At 71.2% G+C, this 18,448-nt stretch carries 13 protein-coding genes; 9 read left to right on the top strand and 4 right to left on the bottom strand.

Annotated features, from left to right (window positions below; all coding sequences use genetic code 11):
• Positions 1-97: 97 nt before the first annotated feature.
• Positions 98-439, top strand: a complete 342-nt coding sequence (locus tag ID554_RS10840; protein WP_117229702.1) for an STAS domain-containing protein — start codon at positions 98-100, stop codon at positions 437-439.
• Entirely contained in the window at positions 436-873 is a 438-nt protein-coding gene (locus ID554_RS10835) for an ATP-binding protein (RefSeq protein ID WP_117229703.1), read from the top strand. The genes ID554_RS10840 and ID554_RS10835 overlap by 4 nt, the downstream gene beginning before the upstream one ends.
• Before the next feature lie 152 nt (positions 874-1,025).
• Here the strand turns inward: ID554_RS10835 and tnpC are convergent, their stop codons facing one another.
• On the bottom strand, positions 1,026-2,444 hold the full coding sequence (gene tnpC / locus ID554_RS10830; protein ID WP_191088609.1) for an IS66 family transposase: 1,419 nt from the start codon (positions 2,442-2,444) through the stop codon (positions 1,026-1,028).
• 277 nt (positions 2,445-2,721) lie between these two features.
• Here tnpC and ID554_RS10825 point away from each other — a divergent pair, with 277 nt between their 5' ends.
• The 4 genes from ID554_RS10825 to topA all read left to right on the top strand — a co-directional run bounded on the left by ID554_RS10825 (position 2,722) and on the right by topA (position 9,617).
• The gene (locus tag ID554_RS10825) at positions 2,722-5,103 is read left to right on the top strand and encodes a sodium-translocating pyrophosphatase (RefSeq protein ID WP_117230814.1); all 2,382 of its coding nucleotides are present in this window, start codon (positions 2,722-2,724) and stop codon (positions 5,101-5,103) included.
• Positions 5,104-5,218: 115 nt separating this feature from the next.
• Positions 5,219-5,761 carry a hypothetical protein gene (locus ID554_RS10820; RefSeq protein ID WP_117230813.1) on the top strand — a complete coding sequence of 181 codons (543 nt, stop codon included), beginning with the start codon at positions 5,219-5,221 and terminating at the stop codon, positions 5,759-5,761.
• Positions 5,752-6,474 carry a hypothetical protein gene (locus ID554_RS10815; protein ID WP_117230812.1) on the top strand — a complete coding sequence of 241 codons (723 nt, stop codon included), beginning with the start codon at positions 5,752-5,754 and terminating at the stop codon, positions 6,472-6,474. Before ID554_RS10820 ends, ID554_RS10815 begins: the two co-directional genes overlap by 10 nt.
• Positions 6,475-6,776: 302 nt before the next feature.
• Positions 6,777-9,617, top strand: coding sequence for a type I DNA topoisomerase (gene topA / locus ID554_RS10810; RefSeq protein WP_117230811.1), 2,841 nt, complete (start codon positions 6,777-6,779; stop codon positions 9,615-9,617).
• 235 nt (positions 9,618-9,852) lie between these two features.
• Here the strand turns inward: topA and ID554_RS32385 are convergent, their stop codons facing one another.
• Both ID554_RS32385 and ID554_RS10800 read right to left on the bottom strand, forming a co-directional pair.
• Positions 9,853-10,050 carry a DUF559 domain-containing protein gene (locus ID554_RS32385; RefSeq protein ID WP_233527479.1) on the bottom strand — a complete coding sequence of 66 codons (198 nt, stop codon included), beginning with the start codon at positions 10,048-10,050 and terminating at the stop codon, positions 9,853-9,855.
• A gap of 1,040 nt (positions 10,051-11,090) precedes the next feature.
• Positions 11,091-12,419, bottom strand: a complete 1,329-nt coding sequence (locus ID554_RS10800) for a D-arabinono-1,4-lactone oxidase (protein WP_117230810.1) — start codon at positions 12,417-12,419, stop codon at positions 11,091-11,093.
• Positions 12,420-12,642: 223 nt separating this feature from the next.
• Here ID554_RS10800 and ID554_RS10795 point away from each other — a divergent pair, with 223 nt between their 5' ends.
• Positions 12,643-13,290, top strand: coding sequence for a TetR family transcriptional regulator (locus tag ID554_RS10795; RefSeq protein WP_117230809.1), 648 nt, complete (start codon positions 12,643-12,645; stop codon positions 13,288-13,290).
• Positions 13,291-13,414: 124 nt separating this feature from the next.
• Here the strand turns inward: ID554_RS10795 and ID554_RS10790 are convergent, their stop codons facing one another.
• Entirely contained in the window at positions 13,415-14,623 is a 1,209-nt protein-coding gene (locus tag ID554_RS10790) for an amino acid deaminase/aldolase (RefSeq protein ID WP_117230808.1), read from the bottom strand.
• A 146-nt stretch (positions 14,624-14,769) separates the two neighbouring features.
• Between ID554_RS10790 and tmk the strand changes: the two genes are divergently transcribed.
• Both tmk and ID554_RS10780 read left to right on the top strand, forming a co-directional pair.
• Positions 14,770-17,079: a dTMP kinase gene (tmk, locus tag ID554_RS10785; RefSeq protein ID WP_396888501.1), complete on the top strand. Its 2,310-nt coding sequence runs from the start codon at positions 14,770-14,772 to the stop codon at positions 17,077-17,079.
• The gene (locus ID554_RS10780) at positions 17,079-18,332 is read left to right on the top strand and encodes a DNA polymerase III subunit delta' (protein WP_117230807.1); all 1,254 of its coding nucleotides are present in this window, start codon (positions 17,079-17,081) and stop codon (positions 18,330-18,332) included. The genes tmk and ID554_RS10780 overlap by 1 nt, the downstream gene beginning before the upstream one ends.
• Positions 18,333-18,448 lie beyond the last annotated feature (116 nt).

The following is an 18,448-nucleotide window of genomic DNA, read 5'->3' as shown; positions in this document are numbered from 1 at the left end:
CGCGTCTGCAGGTCGGGACCTCGCCCGTGAGTCGTCAGGCGTCGACGGGGGTAATGGTTAGATGCCAGAGAGCTTACGGCTGCGCGAGGGAGGACCGATGGAGCTGTCGCTGGCGACCCGCACGGTGGAGGAGCACACGGTGCTCGAGGTCGGTGGTGAGGTGGACGTCTACACCGCTCCCCGGCTGCGTGAGCGTCTTCTGGAGTTGATCGACGCCGGGGCCCGGCACGTGGTGGTCGACCTCGGCCGGGTGGACTTCCTCGACTCCACCGGGCTGGGTGTGCTGGTCGGCGCGCTCAAGCGACTGCGGACCGCCGACGGCACCTTCTCGCTGGTCTGCGACAAGGAGCCACTGCTCAAGATCTTCCGGATCACCGCGCTGGACCAGGTCTTCCCGCTCCATCCCACGGTCGAAGCGGCGACCGGTACCGGCGCGTGATGGCGACGGTCCGGCTCTCCTTCTCCCCGGCGCCGGTGCACGTGCGCACCGCCCGCCTGGTCGGCGTCGCGGTGGCCCGCCGGGCCGGGGTCCGCGAGGAGCTGCTCGACGAGGTACGCCTGGCCATCGGTGAGGCGTGCACCCGTGCGGTCGCCCTGCACCGCCAGTACGGTGTGCCCGATTCGGTGCTGGTCGAGATGTCCGACTCCGGGTCGTACGCGGTCCGGGTGGTGGACCGGGCGCCGATCGAGGCGAGCATCGGTCTCGCCGCGCTGGACGCCGACCAGTTGGCCAACGAGTCCCTCAACGAGGACGACCTCACCACCGGCGTCGGGTTCGCCCTGCTCGCGGGCTTCGTTGAGGACCTTCAGGTGCGGCCGGTCGACGAGGGCGTCGGCACCGAGGTGCGGATGGTCTGGCCGGTCGGTCGCTGATCGTGTCGTGCCGTCCGCGAATTGCGGCATTCGTAGCGCCGTGTCGTCGAATCATCGGGTTCGCATTCCCACGCCTGGGAATGCGAACCCAATGGCATGGACCCGTTCCTATATCAGATTTGGTTTCATAACACAGCGACGAAGGTACGTATTCAGCTTGATATTGCCGGTTCCGGTAGCCATGGTCCGGTGGTGAAGAGTTGTTCGAGCACGTCGAGGGCGTCTTTGCCGTGTTTGGTGGCGGTGGACAGGTAGGACCGTAGGGTGGCGAAGTCGGCCAGGCCTTGCAGGGTGCGCCAGGTCGCGGAGATCTTCTGTTGGAGTTTGACCGGGCGGAGATCGCGTTCGGCCTGGTTGTTGGTGAAGGGCACGGCCAGATCGACGGTGAACCGTAGGATCATGTCGCGGTGGGCGGTGAAGCGTTCGACCAGCGTGCCGGCTCGTGACGGCTTGCCGTCACGATCGGGCGGGTTCTGCTGGCGGCCGTAAGCGAGGGCCCCGGCGTAACAGGCACGGATGTGACTGATCTCGTCGGCTGACAGTGCGTCCCGGCCCGCGGTGACGGCCTGCTCGGTCATCTTCTTGGCCATCAGCAGGGTTTGCGCCATCACCTCGGCCCACTGCTGGCCGGCCGGGTCGGACTCGTGCACGCCGCGCAGATCGCGGATCAGATGTGCTCCGCACCAGGCGTGATCGGCGTCGGCCAGGTGGCGGTAGGCGGCGTAGCCGTCACGCACGAGGGTGCCGGTGAACCCGGGCAGGACCTTCCCGGCGTCGATGTCGGCCTTGCTGCGGCCGCCGACGTGGAACAAGGTCAGCTCAGGGGTGCAGGCCACGTGCACGTACTTGAAGCCGCCGTCGACCCTTGCCGGGGTCTCATCGGCGTGCAGCACCTGCTGGACGTGCAGCAACGCGGCCGTGCGGGACACGAACGGCCCGAGCCTGCGGGCCGCCTCACCGACCACCTGGTGCACGAACCCGGTCGACACCCGCACCCCGAGCAGATCACCCAACAGCGCGGCGGCCCGGGCGAAGGGCAGGAACTGGACGGCCCGCGCGTAGACGACGGCGGCCTTGACACCGACGCCGTACTGCACCCGCCCGGACACCCCGCCGGGTGCCACCGGCTCGCTGACCTGCCCGCACCCGCCGCACTCAACCGCGACCAGTTGGTGCTCAACGACCACCGACCGCCGCTCGGGCAGCTCGATCACCTGCCGGCGCTGCCGCCCGTACTCACGCCCATCACCCAGCGGAGCCCCACAACCCGGATGGCCACACCGCTGTGGCCGGTGCTCGATGACCTCATCCGGATCCGCGACCAGTTCGAGGGTCCATCCCGGCGCTCCCGGCTGCTTGCCCCGCCGCCGCCCACTGCCTTTACCCGGCTGCCGGGCCGGACGGCCCGGACCGTCCGACGAGGGAGGCTTCGACGAGTTCGAGGAGTTCATCCCCAACCGGCGTTTCAGTTCAGCGTTCTCGGCTTCCAACCGATCAACCCGTTCCCGCAGCTCAACCAGCATCGCGACCAGATCCTCGTACGAGAGCGGGACCTGCGGGACGGACGACACCCCATGATCATGTCAGCCGATCGACCAGAGTGGACAACCGGCCCCCCACTCACCTCAAGCTGAATACGTACCGACGAAGATCATCGGCCGATGGTGCCACCTCGGTGTGACCTCAAACACTGCGGAGGGCTACAGTACCCGGGTTGTCAGCAAGTGATCCACCGGGCAGCCAGCGCAGATGGGCGTCCGTCGAAGGTTTTTGCCGGGTGGGTGGCGTGCACTTGCGAATTCGCATACAGGCACCGGCCGGTGCGTTGTTCGGCACAGGAGGACACAGATGTCCGACACCTTGGCCGCCGAGGGCGGCGGGATCTCCCTAACCGGAGCCAATGTCACGTATGTCGTCATCGCCGCGGTGATCGCGTTGGTCGCGCTCGCCTTCGCCGCCGCGTTGACGAAGACCGTGCTGGCCGCCGGCAAGGGCACCACCAACATGCAGGAGATCTCCGGGGCCGTGCAAGAGGGCGCCTCGGCCTACCTGATCCGGCAGTTCCGGACTCTGGCGATCTTCGTGGTGATCGCCGTGGTCCTGCTGTTCCTGCTGCCGGTGCACGACACCGACGGCAACGAGACCGCGGTGAAGATCGGGCGCTCGCTCTTCTTCGTGGTCGGCGCGCTGTTCAGCGCCTTCATCGGTGGCGCCGGCATGTGGCTGGCCACCCGCGCCAACCTGCGCGTGGCCGCCGCCGCCCGGGAACGCGAAGGCGGCCGGGAAGCGGCCATGAAGATCGCCTTCCGGACCGGTGGCGTGGTCGGCTTCCTCACCGTCGGCCTCGGCCTCTTCGGTGCCGCGCTGGTCGTGCTGATCTTCCGGGGTGACGCGCCGACGGTGCTGGAGGGCTTCGGCTTCGGTGCCGCCCTGCTGGCCATGTTCATGCGGGTCGGCGGTGGCATCTTCACCAAGGCGGCCGACGTCGGCGCCGACCTGGTCGGCAAGGTCGAGCAGGGCATCCCCGAGGACGACCCGCGCAACGCCGCCACCATCGCCGACAACGTGGGCGACAACGTCGGCGACTGCGCCGGCATGGCCGCCGACCTGTTCGAGTCGTACGCGGTCACCCTGGTCGCCGCGCTGATCCTGGGCCGCGCCGCGTTCGGCACCGACGGCCTGGTGCTCCCGCTGATCATCTCCACGATCGGCGTGCTCGTTGCCATCATCGGCGTCTTCATCACCCGGCTGCGCGCCTCGGATCGCAACGGTCTGACCGCGATCAACCGGGCCTTCTACCTCTCCGCGGTGATCTCGGCGGTGCTGGTCGCGGTGGCCGCCTTCGCCTACCTGCAGCCGTCCTGGGCGGCGCAGCTCGGTGACAACTGGCGCGACACCCTCGGTGTGGACGGCGGCGACCCGCCGTTCGGCCCGCGCGGCGTGGTCATCGGCGCCGTCGTCATCGGTATCGTGCTCGCTGCCGCCATCCAGGCGCTGACCGGCTACTTCACCGAGACCAACCGCCGTCCGGTGCAGGACATCGGCAAGAGCTCGCAGACCGGCGCGGCCACCGTCATCCTGGCCGGCATCAGCGTCGGCCTGGAGTCGGCGGTCTACTCGGCGCTGCTCATCGCCGCCGGCGTCTTCGGTGCCTTCCTGCTGGGCGGCGGCTCGATCACCCTGTCGCTGTTCGCCGTGGCGCTGGCCGGTACCGGTCTGCTGACCACCGTCGGCGTGATCGTCGCGATGGACACCTTCGGCCCGATCTCCGACAACGCCCAGGGCGTGGCCGAGATGTCCGGCGACATCGACGAGCACGGCGCCCGGACGCTCACCGAGCTGGACGCTGTCGGCAACACCACCAAGGCGATCACCAAGGGCATCGCGATCGCCACCGCCGTGCTGGCCGCCACCGCGCTGTTCGGCTCCTACACCGACACGCTGCGCATCGCGTACGCCGACGCCGGGGTGACCGACGTCGGTGACGAGATCCTCAACGCGCTGAACGTGGCCAACCCGCAGAACCTGGTCGGGCTGATCATCGGTGCGGCCGTGGTGTTCCTCTTCTCCGGCCTGGCCATCAACGCGGTCTCCCGCTCGGCGGGTGCCGTGGTGATGGAGGTCCGCCGGCAGTTCCGCGAGCTGCCCGGGATCATGGACCGCACCCAGCGGCCGGAGTACGGCAAGGTGGTCGACATCTGCACCCGGGACGCGCAGCGCGAGTTGCTGACGCCGGGTCTGCTGGCGATCCTGGCACCGATCGCGGTCGGCTTCGGCCTCGGTCCCGGCGCGCTGGCGTCGTACCTGGCCGGTGCGATCGGGGCGGGCACGCTGATGGCGGTCTTCCTGGCCAACTCCGGCGGCGCCTGGGACAACAGCAAGAAGATGGTCGAGGACGGCGCGTACGGTGGCAAGGGCTCCGACGCACACGCCGCGACCGTCATCGGCGACACCGTCGGCGACCCGTTCAAGGACACCGCCGGCCCGGCCATCAACCCGCTGCTCAAGGTGATGAACCTGGTCTCGCTGCTGATCGCGCCGGCCGTGGTGGCGTGGAGCATCGGCGACGACCGCAACGTCGGCCTGCGGGTCGGTATCGCGGTGGTGGCGACCTTGATCATCGTTGGGGCGGTGGTGTTCAGCAAGCGCAAGAGCGTGGCGATGGACGAGGGTCACGACAGCGACGGCTCCGGCACGGCGGACCCGCGTCCGGAGGCGATCAAGGCCTGAGGCCCGTCGGTAACGCGGTCCCCGGTCGGTTCGTCGCCGACCGGGGACCGCTCGCCTGTACGGGCCGTACACCTGACCGGTGCCGACTGCGAGCAGAAGCCGTACCCTGCAACGCATGCGTACCTGCCGGGCGGCGACCGCCGGAAAGCTCACGGTGGTCCTGGCTACGCTGGTCCTGTTGGCCGCCTGCGGCTCCAGCGGCCCGAGCCCTCGGGCCTGGGCGGCGTCGGTGTGCACCGCGCTGAGCCCGTGGCGGGCCGAGATCAGCAAGCTGACCAGCAGCACCAACGAGCAGATGACCGCACAGACCACCCCCGCGCAGGCCAAGGAGAACCTGGTTCGCCTCTTCGCCGGTGCCGAGGAGGCCAGCGAGACCGCGCGGCACAAGGTGGAGCAGGCCGGCGTGCCAAAGGTCGAGCAGGGCGAGGAGGTCTCCGCCGGCTTCCGGGCCGCGCTCGCGTCGATGCGGGACGCCTACGGCCGGGCCCGCACCACCATCGACGGGCTCGGCATCGGTGAGGCCGGTGCCTTCTACGACGGCGTCCGGTCCGCCGTGGAGACCCTTCAGCAGGAGTACGACGCCAGCGCGCTGGACACCAGCCGGCTCAACTCGGAGGAGTTGAAGCGCGCCTTCGACGAGGTCCCTGAATGCCGTTGAGCGGTTCCGGAGAGACACCGGCGGCCCCACCGCTGCCGGTGACCTTCCCGGTGCCCGACCCGGCCGGTCCGGCGACACGCCGACGCGGCGAGCCGGCCGAACGCCCTGCGGTGCCCGACCGGGGCGCCACCGACGAGCGGCAACTCGTCTTCTTCGGCGCGGAGACCGGGGAGCCGGGCGTCGCCGACCTGGCCGGGCTGCTCGCCGGGCCGGGCGAGGTGCACCGGATGGGCGGGACCGCCCGCCTGACGGTGGTGGTGGACGCCGCCTGGCGGGTGCACGTGCTCGTCGCCGAGCTGGGCCGTCGGGGCGTGCGGGCGAGCTGGGAGCCGACCGGGGACCGGCGGTACGCGGTGCGGACGGCGTACACCCGGACGATCGTGCCGCTGGCGGCGGCCTGGCTGCGCGGCCCGACCCAGCACCCGCCCCCCGGCTTCCAGCTCGACGGTCGTCGGCTGCGGCTCTGGCTGGCGGCTGCTGGGGTAACCGAAACGCCCGACTTCGTCCTTCGGCTCGGCGGCACCGATCCGGGCCGGTGGGCGGCGGTCGGCGCGGCACTGAGCGCGGTCGGGCTCTCCGGCGACCTGCTCGGGCCCGAAACGGGCGGACCGGCGTACCGGATCGCCGGCCGACGTCGGGTGCTGCGGCTCGCGGAGCTGGTCGGCGAGCATCCGGAGGCGGCCCCGCCCGGCACCTGGCCGACCCGCGCCTGATCCCCCGCCGGCTGTCCGATCGGGGACAGTCGGGCGTCGGGGAACACAGGGAGAATCGGCCGGGTAGCACCTCCACCGAGGGGCTGCCCTGATCACAGTGACCCGTTCCATGCCCTACTCAGGGTGTACGGTGACGCCGTCCGGCGCGACCACAGATCGTCCCGAGCGAATTGTCGCCCGCGAAACCCGAAACACGGACGGCGCGTTACGTTGGACATCCGGACCGTTGGGTATCGGTGGGTCGAGTGCGCCCAGAACCGGGCGCTGGTGCGGCCCTGAGCAGGAAAGAGGTCGAAGCAGACGTGCCGAGCAAAGCTGGAACCACCCGTCTGGTCATCGTCGAGTCCCCGGCGAAGGCCAAGACGATCTCGGGCTACCTCGGCCCGGGGTACGTCGTGGAGGCCAGCTTCGGGCACGTCCGCGACCTGCCGCGTAACGCCGCCGACGTTCCGGCCAAGTACAAGGGCGAGTCCTGGGCCCGGCTCGGCGTCGACGTCGACAACGGCTTCCACGCCCTCTATGTCGTCTCCGCCGACCGCAAGCAGCAGATCAGCAAGCTGACCAAGCTGGCCAAGGAGGTCGACGAGATCTTCCTGGCGACGGACGAGGACCGCGAGGGCGAGGCGATCGCCTGGCACCTGGTGGAGACGCTCAAGCCGAAGGTGCCGGTCCGGCGGATGGTCTTCCACGAGATCACCAAGCCGGCGATCCAGGCGGCGGTGGCCAACCCCCGGGAGATCGACCGTGACCTGGTCGACGCCCAGGAGGCCCGGCGCATCCTCGACCGCCTCTACGGCTACGAGGTCTCCCCGGTGCTGTGGAAGAAGGTCATGCCGAGGCTCTCGGCGGGCCGGGTGCAGTCCGTGGCGACCCGGATCGTGGTCGAACGCGAGCGGCAGCGGATGGCCTTCCGCACCGCCGAGTACTGGGACATCCTGGCCACCCTCGCCGTGACGAACGTCGGCGAGGGACCGCGCAGCTTCAACGCCACTCTGGTCGCGCTGAACGGCGACCGGATCGCCACCGGCAAGGACTTCGAGCCCACCACCGGCCGGGTGCGCGCCGGTGCCGGCGTGGTGCACCTCGACGAGAGCGGTGCGCGGGGGCTCGCGGCCCGCCTCGAAGGGCGACCGTTCACCGTCACCCGGGTCGAGGAGAAGCCCTACCGCCGCCGCCCGTACGCGCCCTTCATCACCTCCACGCTCCAGCAGGAGGCGGCCCGCAAGCTGCGGTTCTCGTCCCAGCAGACGATGCGTACCGCGCAGCGGCTCTACGAGAACGGCTACATCACCTACATGCGTACCGACTCGGTGAGCCTGTCGGACACCGCCATCGCGGCGGCCCGCCAGCAGATCGTCGAGCTGTACGGCGAGCGCAGCGTGCCGCCGGAGCCGCGCCGCTACACCGGCAAGGTGAAGAACGCGCAGGAGGCGCACGAGGCGATCCGCCCGGCGGGGGACAACTTCCGCACCCCGGGTGAGGTGGCCAAGGAGTTGTCGGTCGAGGAGTTCAAGCTCTACGAGCTGATCTGGCGGCGCACCATCGCCTCGCAGATGACCGACGCGGTCGGTTCCAGCGTCTCGGTGCGGATCCGGGCCACCACCGTCGGCGGCGAGGAGGCCGACTTCGGCGCGACCGGCAAGACGATCACCGACCCGGGTTTCCTGCGCGCGTACGTCGAGTCCAGCGACGACGAGAACGCCGAGGCCGAGGACGCCGAGCGCCGGCTGCCCAACCTGGTGAAGGACCAGCCGCTGACCGCCGAGCGTTTGGCGGCGCAGGGCCACCACACCCAGCCGCCCGCCCGCTACACCGAGGCGTCGCTGGTCAAGGCGCTTGAGGAGTTGGGCATCGGCCGCCCCTCCACGTACGCGTCGATCATGCAGACCATCCAGGACCGTGGCTACGTCGTCAAGCGTGGCCAGGCGATGATCCCGTCGTTCCTCGCGTTCGCGGTGATCGGGCTGATGGAACGGCACTACCCGCGCCTGATCGACTACGACTTCACGGCCAGCATGGAGAACGAGCTGGACGAGATCGCCGGCGGCGACCACGCGGCCGTCGACTTCCTCACGGCGTTCTACTTCGGCACCACCAACGGCGCCGGTGACCAGGACATCGCCCGTTCCGGCGGGCTCAAGAAGCTGGTCACCGAGAACCTCAGCGACATCGACGCGCGTAGCGTCAACTCGATCCCGCTGTTCAGCGACGACGAGGGACGCGAGGTGGTGGTGCGGGTCGGCCGATACGGGCCGTACCTGCAGCGTCGGACGCCGGGCGAGGAGCAGGCGCCGGTCGCCGAGGGTGAGGAGGGTGCGGCGCCGGGAGACCGGGCGCCGATCCCCGAGGGCCTGGCGCCGGACGAGTTGACCCCGGAGAAGGTCCACGAGCTGTTCCTCGGTGGCGGGGGCGAGCGCAAGCTCGGCGACGACCCGGCGACGGGAGAGCCGATCCTGCTCAAGTCCGGCCGGTTCGGCCCCTATGTGGCCAGTGGCGAACGGAAGTCCTCGCTGCTGCGCTCGCAGTCCCCGGACTCGCTCAGCCTCGACGAGGCGCTCAAGCTGCTCAGCCTGCCCCGGGTGATCGGGGTGGCAGCGGACGGTGCCGAGGTGGTCGCCAACAACGGCCGCTACGGCCCGTACGTCAAGCGGGGCGACGAGTTCCGTTCGCTGGACTCGGAAGACAAGATGTTCACCGTCACGCTGGACGAGGCGCTGGCCCTGCTGGCCGCCCCGAAGAACCGGCAGCGTCGGGCCGCCGCGCCGCCGCTGCGGGAGATGGGCGCGGACCCGCTGACGGAGAAGCCGCTGGTCATCAAGGACGGCCGGTTCGGGCCGTACGTCACCGACGGGGAGACGAACGCCTCGCTGCGACGCGGCCAGACCCCGGAGGCGCTGAGCCTGGAGGAAGCTTCCGAGATGCTCGCCGAGAAGCGGGCGAAGGGTCCGGCTCCGAGGAGGAAGGCGACGAAGAAGGCCGCCGCCAAGAAGGCGCCCGCCAAGGCCACCGACCCGAAGACCGCTGCCGCCAAGACCACCGCGAGCAAGACCACCGCCTCGAAAACAGCCTCGAAGGCAGCAGCCTCGAAGGCCACGCCGAGGAAGGCAGCACCGAGAAAGGCCACCGCCCCCCGCACCGACTGACCTCGTCCCACGATCTTGGTACGAAAGCGCCCCCAGATGGGCAGTTTCGTACCAAGATCTGTCCGGTGCGGGGCCTGCCAAGGTCGGTGCCGGAGTCAAGCAGGCACCGGCGCGGCGGTTACCAGGATCGGTGGGGCACCCTGGGGGCGGTGCGCGGCTTCAGCAGGATCGGTATGGCGCTCACCAAGATCGGTGTCAGCGGACCGGCGGGATCGGTGCTGTGGGCCCAGCAGGATCAGGGCGTGGAGGTGGGGCGCCAGCCTGCGGCGAGTAGGGCGGCGCGGAGTTGGTGGACGACCTCGCCGGGGGATTGGCGGATGGCCCAGGCAGGGAAGCGGAGCACTCGGTCGCCGTACTGCCACAGGTCGTTCTGTCGCCGCATGTCCGCCCACGCGGTGGCCGGGTCGAGATGCTGGCCGCCGTCGATCTCCACGTGTACTCGCCACTCTTCGAACCAGGCGTCCCCAGGTAGCGGCGTCGACCAGCGGCGTCCCGCCGGACCGTCTGCCGAGACGGCTCGGGCAACCCGGCTCGGCGTACCAGACCGAGGAACTCCAGTTCCGGCAAGGAGTGCGTGCCTCCCGCCGAGTCGATGGAGGTCTGCGCGATCAGGCTGCGCCGCCGCGCCCGCGGCAGCCGGTCGAGTATGCGCCGCACGTCGTCGCCGACGGTGAGACGTTGCTGGAATCCGGCGGCGATGATGGCCCGGGCCTGATGATCACTGGTCGCCCAATGGGCCGCGTCGACGATCGACCGGGCCGGCATCGTACGGCGTGGATGGCCGATGGCGAGGACGTCCTCGTCCGGCAGGACGGTGGTGCGGTGGACCCGGATGCCGGGCGGCATCGAGCGGATCTGGTGCCGGGCCGGTAACAGCACATGGACGAGCCCGTCGTCGTACCGGCGCAGCCCCCAGACTCGGGCGGCGCTGAGTCCTCCGAGCACCGCGGTCGGGCCGGCGGCGAGAACGGCGATCCACGGCAGCTGTGCCGTCGTGACCGGGCCGTTGTGCGCGCTGGACACGGTGCGGTGCACCTGCCGCCACCGGCCTGACCTGACGCGATGTCGGATCGCCTTCGACGACAGGTGTAGGCGGGCCTGGTCGAGGGTGAGGACGCCCTGCTGGCCGATCAACAACCCGGTCAACTCGTCAGCGTCTTCATCCGGCAGTCTTCGACCCCAATCCCGGCCCGGCCCCCGAACGCCGTTCCCCACCCCCACCCGAACATCCCCTTCCGGCCCCATCCCGGGCACCCCGGGGCATCGTCGCCGAGCCGTGAGCCGTGAGCCGTGAGCCCGATGCCCGACTCCAGGCACTGCCGCCCCCGACAATCCCGCCACCCACCCTGCCCGCCGCCGTCACTCCCGATCTCCCCCTGTGGACTACCGGAGGATCTTGGTACGAAAGCGCCCCCAGAAAGGCGCTTTCGTACCAAGATCGCAAGCCGCCAAGATCGTCGCTCGTTGAGGGGGCTATGTCGTGGGGTGGGGGCCGAGCAGGGTGTTCAGGTATGGGGTGGTGAAGGTTCGGTGCGGGTCCACCTGGGCGCGGATCTGCTGGAACTCTGCCCAGCGCGGGTAGGCGGGGGCCAGCGAGGTGGCGTCGCGCCAGTGCAGCTTGCCCCAGTGGGGGCGTCCGGTCAGGCCGGTCGCCACCTGCTCGAAGGCCCGGAAGTACGGCTCGTACGGCATCCCGACGTACTGGTGTACCGCGATGTACGCCGACTCGCGACCGTACGAGTGCGACAGCCAGATGTCCTCGGCGGCGGTGAACCGGACCTCGACCGGGAACAACACCTTGAACGGCAGCCCGTCGACGATCCGGCGCAGCGCGTCGAGTGCCTCGGGGAGGGCGTCGCGCGGTAGTGCGTACTCCATCTCGGTGAAGCGGACCCGGCGGGGGGTGCAGAAGACCGCGTCGGAGCGTCCGGTGTAGGCCCGTTCGCTCAGCACCCGCGCGCTGATGGCGCTGATCGGCGGGGCCAGGGCCGGCGCGGCACGGCCGAGCCGGCAGGCGGCGGCGAAGACGCTGTTGGCGATGAAGTCGTCGTCGAGCCAACGACGCCAGCGGGGCAACGGCCGGTCGTCGGCGGTCGTCCGGTCGTTAATCTTGAGCTGCACCCGTGTGGTGTACGGGAACCAGAAGAACTCGACATGGTCGTGCCGGTCGATCAGGTCGGGCAGTCCGGCGAGGACGGTTTCGAGGTGCTCCGGTCGTTCGTGGGCCCGCAGCACGAAGGCGTCCACGCAGCGCAGGGTGACCTCGACCAGGATGCCGAGGGCGCCGAGGGAGATCCGGGCCGCGTCGAACACGTCGGGGTGCTGGTCTGCGGAGCAGCGCAGGATCTCGCCGGTTCCGGTGACCAGGGTCAGCGCCTCGACGAAGGTGGCCAGTCCGCCGTGGCCGGCGCCGGTGCCGTGGGTACCGGTGGAGATCGCGCCGGCCACGGTCTGCGCGTCGACGTCGCCGAGGTTCGGCAGCGCCAGGCGGTGGGTGGCGAGTAGCGCGTTCAACTCCCGCAGCGTCATCCCGGCCGGTACGGTGACGAGGCGTCGATCGGCGTCCACCTGTACGTCGACGGCGAGTCGTCTCAGGTCCATCCGCCGGCCGTCGGCGACCGCGACGGGGGTGAAGGAGTGTCCACTGCCGACCGGCCGGATCCGCTCACCGGCGGCGGTGGCGGAGCGCACCTGCTCGGCCACCTCGGCGACGGACGACGGGCGCAGGACGGCGGTTGCCACGCTGTGCTGGTTGCCGCCCCAGTTGGACCAGGTGGTGGGGGTGCGTCCGGTTCCGACCATGGCACGCTCCTCAAGATGAATATGAACCGAATTCATATCAGGAACGTTCTTCCTGGTAAACACCGCAATCGAGGTCCGCTCGTTGTACCGGTAGTCACGGACTCGTGACGTGCAGATATGTTCATCCGTCGAGAGGGGGTGGCGAGTGTCAACTTCAGCCGCCACGACCGGCCCACTGCGTCGCGTACCAGTGCAGGGCCGTAGTGTCGCGCGTGTCCAGCGGATGCTGGACGCCTGCGCCGAGCTCGTCGACGAGGTGGGGTACGAAGGGCTGACCACCACCTTGCTCGCCGAGCGGGCCGAGGTGGCGATCGGATCGGTCTACCAGTTCTTTCCGGACAAGCGGGCGATCGTGCAGGCGCTCACGCTGCGCACGATGGAGTCCTACCTCCAGCGGCTCGACGAACGCTTCGCCTCGGACGACCTGACACACTGGTGGGACGGGGTCGACGCGGGCATCGACGAGTACATCACGATGCACCGCACCGTTCCCGGCTTCCGTACCCTGCACTTCGGCGACGTGGTCGACCTGCACCTGCTCGATGAGCAGCGGGACAACAACGGGGTGATCGCCGACCAGCTGGCCCGGGTGCTCACCGAGCGGTTCGGGCTCGCCGACGTTCCCGACCTGCGCTTCCATCTGGAGATCGCGGTGGAGGCGGCGGACGCTCTGATCAAGCTCGCGTTCCGGCGCAAGCCGGACGGCGACGACCGGGTGCTGGCCGAGGCGAAAGCGCTGATCCGGGAGTACCTGCACCGTCAGATGGAGGCACGGGGCGACGCCGGTCGCCGGCCGGTCGGGCAGCCCGCGAAGCCGGGCGACGACCAGATCGCCGAGGCCGCCGAGGCATCGGCCAAGCAGCCCGCCTGACCTCCACCGATCCGGCGACGTAGCCCGCGGGGAACCCGCCCGGCCCGCCGGACCGGCAGCAACCGCGCACACCCCAGGCCACGACCGCGGCGGACAACCTCGCCGTGGCCCCGGTGCAAAGTGCTCAGAGGAAGGCGCGTTCCTCGCCCCGATAGGTCGGCACGGTACCCACCACATGGTCGCCGTCGACCAGGTGCAGCTCGTTCACCCGTTCGCACAGCTCGCCGGACTTGGCGTGGCGGAACCAGACCCGGTCCCCGACGCGCAGGGTGGCGGCCGGCGCGCCGGTCAGCGGGGTCTGCACCTCGCCGGCACCCTCGGCGCCGAGCAGCTTGAGGCCGGTCGGCAGCCACGGGCGGGGCAGCCGGTTGCCGGCGGCGGAACCGGAGGCGATCCAGCCGCCGCCGAGCACGGTGGCCAGGTCGGGTGCCGGCCGGCGGACCACCGTGCAGGCGAAGAACGCCGCCGGGGTGGGCCGCCAGGTGCGGTACGCGTCGAACAGGGTCGGCCCGTACAGGCCCGATCCCGCGGTGACCTCGGTGACCGCGGGATCGGCGCTGGTGGCGGCCACGCTGCCGGTCCCGCCGCCGTTGACGAACTCCAGGTCGGCGTGTTCGCGTACCGCGGCGACCGCCGCACCCCGGCGGGCCAGCAACTCGCGGTACGACCCGCGCTGCGCCACCCGGATCGCGGCACCGAGCACCGCCTGCCCCGGCGGAGCGTCGCCCAGGCCGGCGATCTGCGCCTCGTACGACATCAGGCCGACCAGCCGGAACCCGGCTCGCCGGGCGACGGTGGCGGCGAGCCGGCCGGCCGCCCGGGCGGTGTGCACCGGCGAGCGGCGGACGCCGACGTGCACCCGACCGCCCAGCAGTCGCCACGAGGCGTCCAGGTCGAGGCAGACGCGCAGCTCCGGGCGGCGGCCCGGAGCGGTCACCGTGTCGCAGAAGTCGAGCTGTTCGGGGTCGTCGACCATCAGCGTGATGGCCGCTGCCAGCGTCGGGTCGGCGGCGAGTTCGGCGAGCGCCCCCCGGTCGGCGGTGGGGTACGCCACCAGCACGTCGGCGGTGACCCCGGTCCGGACCAGCCAGATCGCCTCGGGCAGCGTGAACGCCATCACCGCCCGCCAACCCGACTGGGCCAGCGCGCGGGAGATGAGGTCCCGGCAGCGGAGCGACTTGCTGGCGATGCGCAGCGGTTTGCCGGCGGCCCGGGCGGTCAACGCGGCGGCGTTGCGGTCGAAGGCCGCGAGGTCCACCACCGCGTACGGCGGGTCGAGGTGCGCGGTCGCCCGGTCCAGCCGGTGACGCAGGTTGTCGCTGTCGGTGGCCACGTGTGCACGCTAACTGTGAAACGGTGAATGCGAAATACCCTCGCATCTGACGGGCCGGGTCCGGTTGGCGACCGCGGCCTAGGCTCGGCGAGCAGGACATGCGCGACGGGAAGAGGTCCCGTCGGGACTAGAGTGTTCCACCGGAGGTGCCCAGCGATGGGCCGGCACGTGGAGGTACGGCCATCGAAAGCCAGTTCAACGGCGAGCCGTCCGGCGTGTCGCCGTCCGCGGACCAGCCCGCCGGGACATCCGGCCGGGACACGACCGGCTTATCCGGCGGCGGTGCCGCCGACCCGAAGGCTGCTTCGGGCGGGTCCGCCGCCCAGGCCGACCTGTCCGGGTACGGCGCGATCCGCTCGGTGCTGCGCATCCGCCCGTTCCGCCGGCTCTGGATCGTGCTCGGCGCCGCGTCCTTCGGCGACTGGCTCGGCCTGCTCGCCACCAGTGTCTTCGCCGCCGCGCAGGTGGAGGGGAACACCGCCAAGGGAGCCGCGTTCGGTGGCGTGATCGCCATCCGGCTGCTGCCCGCGTTGCTGCTCGGCCCGATCGCCGGGGTGCTCGCCGACCGGTTCGACCGGCGCTGGACCATGGTCATCTGCGACGTGCTGCGGTTCGTGCTGTTCGCCTCCATCCCGCTGTACGCGCTCACCGGCGCCAGCGGCGCGCGGGTGGTGAGCTGGGCGGCGATCGCCACGTTCCTGATCGAGACGGTCACCCTGCTCTGGATCCCGGCCAAGGAAGCAGCGGTCCCCAACCTCATCCCCCGGGCCCGGCTGGAGACGGCGAACCAGCTCACCCTGATCACCACGTACGGACTCACCCCGATCGCCGCCGCGATCCTGCTCGCCTCGGGCGACGGCATCGTCCGGGGTGCCACCGGCGGCGAGATGCCCTCCTGGGCCGAGCCGGCCCAACTGGCGCTCTGGTTCAATGCGTTCTCCCGCCTCGCCACCGCCCTGGTGGTGGCGTTCGGCATCAAGGAGATCAGCCAGGCGCAGACCGCCGAGGGGGAGCGCACCGAGCAGAGCATGTTGCGCCAGTTCGCCGAGGGCTGGCGGTTCATCGCACAGACCCCGCTGGTCCGCGGCCTGGTCCTGGGCATCCTGGGTGCCTTTGCCGGCGGCGGCATCGTGATCGGCACCGCCCGCTTTTTCGCCAACTCGCTCGGCGCCGGTGACGCCGCGTTCTATCTGCTCTTCGGCGCGATCTTCCTGGGCCTGGCGATCGGCATCGGGCTCGGCCCGATGATCGTCCGGGACATGTCCCGGCGGCGCTGGTTCGGCATGAGTATCGTGCTGGCCAGCGCCTCGGTGATGACGCTGGCCTTCGCCTTCCACCTGTCCATGGCGCTGGTCGGTGCGATCCTGGTCGGCGCCGGGGCCGGGATGGCCTTCCTCTCCGGCACCACGCTGCTCGGCGGCGAGGTCGCCGACGAGGTACGCGGCCGGGTCTTCGCCGTGGTGCAGATCGGTACCCGGCTGGTGCTGATCCTGGCCATCGCGCTGGGCAGCCTGCTCGCCGGGGTCGGCGGCTCCCGGGAGTTCGAGATCGCCGACCTGGGCATTTCGGTCTCCTCGACGCGGCTGCTGCTGCTCGCCGCCGGTGCCGCCGGGATCTTCGCCGGGATCAGCGCGTTCGGGCAGATGGACGACAAGAAGGGCGTGCCGGTCCTGGCCGACCTGTGGGGATCGATCCGGGGTCGCCCGCTGATGCCAGCCGAGCCGTTCGTCTCGGCCGGACTCTTCGTGGTCTTCGAGGGTGGCGAGGGCGCGGGCAAGTCGACCCAGCTCGCCCAGCTCGCCGAGCGGTTGCGCGGCCACGGGCGGGACGTGGTGGTGACCCGGGAACCGGGCGCGACCGCCGTCGGCTCCCGGATCCGGTCGATGGTGCTGGACACCACCGGCGCCGAGGCGCCCTCACCGCGCGCCGAGGCCCTGCTCTACGCCGCCGACCGGGCACACCACGTGGCCACCGTGGTCCGGCCGGCCCTGGTCCGGGGCGCGGTGGTGATCAGTGACCGGTACGTCGACTCGTCCCTGGCGTACCAGGGCGCCGGCCGTACGCTGCCGGTCGACGAGGTCTCCTGGCTCTCCTCCTGGGCCACCGGCGGGCTCAAGCCCGACCTGGTGGTGCTGCTCGACGTCGACCCGCGGACCGGGCTGTCCCGGGTGGCCGCGCGGAACCAGGCCGCCGACCGGTTGGAGGCCGAGTCGGTCAGCTTCCATGAGCGGGTCAGGTACGCCTTCCTCGACCTGGCTGCCGCCGACCCCAAGCGGTACCTGGTGCTCGACGGCTCCCGTCCGGCCGAGGAGATCGCCGAGCAGGTGGCCCACCGGGTGGAGGAACTGCTCGGTGCCCCCGGCGGCATCACCCACCCGGACCCGGCGAACGGCCCGGACACCTCGGTCCAGCCCGAGTTATCCCCGTCCGAGCTGGTGACGACGGAGCGGACCTGATGCCGGACGCCTTCGCCGATCTGGTCGGGCAGGACGAGGCGGTGGAGACGCTGCGCCGGGCCGCGTCGGCCGCCGCCGCGGTGCTGCGCACCCCCGTCGGCCCGGACGCCACCGAGCCGACGGTGTCCCCGGACGAGGGCGACGGTGCGGCCCCGGCGTCCGACCCGGGCGCGGGGATGACCCATGCGTGGATCTTCACCGGGCCGCCGGGATCGGGGCGGTCGGTGGCGGCACGCGCCTTCGCCGCCGCGTTGCAGTGCGTCCACGGCACCGGCTGCGGTGCCTGCCCGGGGTGTCACACCACGCTGGCCGGCACCCACGCCGACGTGCGGCTGGTGGTGCCCGAGGGCCTGTCCATCGGCGTCAACGACATGCGGGCACTGGTGCTCCGAGCGGCCAGCACCCCGTCCGGCGGGCGCTGGCAGGTGGTGATCATCGAGGATGCCGACCGGCTGACCGAGGCGGCCGGCAACGCGCTGCTCAAGGCGGTGGAGGAACCTCCTCCCCGGACCGTCTTCCTGCTCTGCGCGCCGTCCACCCACCCGGACGACATCTCGGTGACCATCAGGTCGCGCTGTCGGGTCGTACCGCTGCGGCAGCCGCCGGCCGAGGCGGTCGCCGAGGTGCTGGTACGCCGCGACGGCATCGCCCCCGACGTGGCCCGGTGGGCGGCGGCGGCCACCCAGGGGCACGTGGGGCGGGCCCGGCGGCTGGCCGGCGACCAGCAGGCCAGGTCGCGGCGGGACGCGGTGCTCGCGGTGCCGCGTCGGCTGACCGGGGTGGGTGCCGCGTTCGACGCGGCGTCCGCGCTGATCGCGGCGGCCGAGGCGGAGGCCGAGGCGTCGGTGGCCGACCTGGACGCGGCGGAGCGCGCCGCGCTGGAGACCGCGCTCGGCGCGGGTGGCACCGGCCGGGGCGCGGCGGGTGCCGCCCGGGGCTCCGCCGGCCAGTTGAAGGACCTGGAACGCCGTCAGAAGTCCCGGGCGACCCGGGCCCAGCGGGACGCGCTGGACCGGGCCCTGGTCGACCTGGCCGCCTTCTATCGGGACGCCCTCGCCGTCGCGTGGGGTGCGCCGGTGGCGCCGGTGCACACCGACACCGCCGACCTGGCCGACGCCGGTGCCCGTAAGTGGCAGGCGGAGGGGGCGTTGCGGCGGCTGGAGGCGGTGCTCGCCTGCCGGTCCGCGATCGAGGCCAACGTCAAGCCCCGGATCGCGGTCGAGGCGATGATGCTCGCCCTCTGGAAGGGCTGAACCCGGCACGCGTCCCGCCGGATACCGCGTCCTGACGGACCGGTCAGTCCCGGGATCCGCGCAGGCATCGACACGCCCAATTCTGGTGCGGTACGGTCCGGTGTGCCGTGGTGACG

Origin of the sequence: Micromonospora craniellae (assembly GCF_014764405.1) — a bacterium.
GTDB classification, from domain to species: Bacteria; Actinomycetota; Actinomycetes; order Mycobacteriales; family Micromonosporaceae; genus Micromonospora; species Micromonospora craniellae.
Note: the sequence above shows the minus strand (reverse complement) of the source record. Positions and strands in the feature narration are given on the sequence as shown.

What these genes read in the sequence shown, in the direction of transcription:
- ID554_RS10840 (WP_117229702.1), top strand. Translation starts at nt 98, where the DNA reads ATGGAGCTGTCGCTGGCGACCCGCACGGTGGAGGAGCACACGGTGCTC.
- ID554_RS10825 (WP_117230814.1), top strand. Translation starts at nt 2,722, where the DNA reads ATGTCCGACACCTTGGCCGCCGAGGGCGGCGGGATCTCCCTAACCGGA.
- ID554_RS10820 (WP_117230813.1), top strand. Translation starts at nt 5,219, where the DNA reads ATGCGTACCTGCCGGGCGGCGACCGCCGGAAAGCTCACGGTGGTCCTG.
- ID554_RS10815 (WP_117230812.1), top strand. Translation starts at nt 5,752, where the DNA reads ATGCCGTTGAGCGGTTCCGGAGAGACACCGGCGGCCCCACCGCTGCCG.
- ID554_RS10800 (WP_117230810.1), bottom strand. Translation starts at nt 12,419, where the DNA reads ATGGTCGGAACCGGACGCACCCCCACCACCTGGTCCAACTGGGGCGGC.
- ID554_RS10795 (WP_117230809.1), top strand. Translation starts at nt 12,643, where the DNA reads ATGCTGGACGCCTGCGCCGAGCTCGTCGACGAGGTGGGGTACGAAGGG.
- ID554_RS10780 (WP_117230807.1), top strand. Translation starts at nt 17,079, where the DNA reads ATGCCGGACGCCTTCGCCGATCTGGTCGGGCAGGACGAGGCGGTGGAG.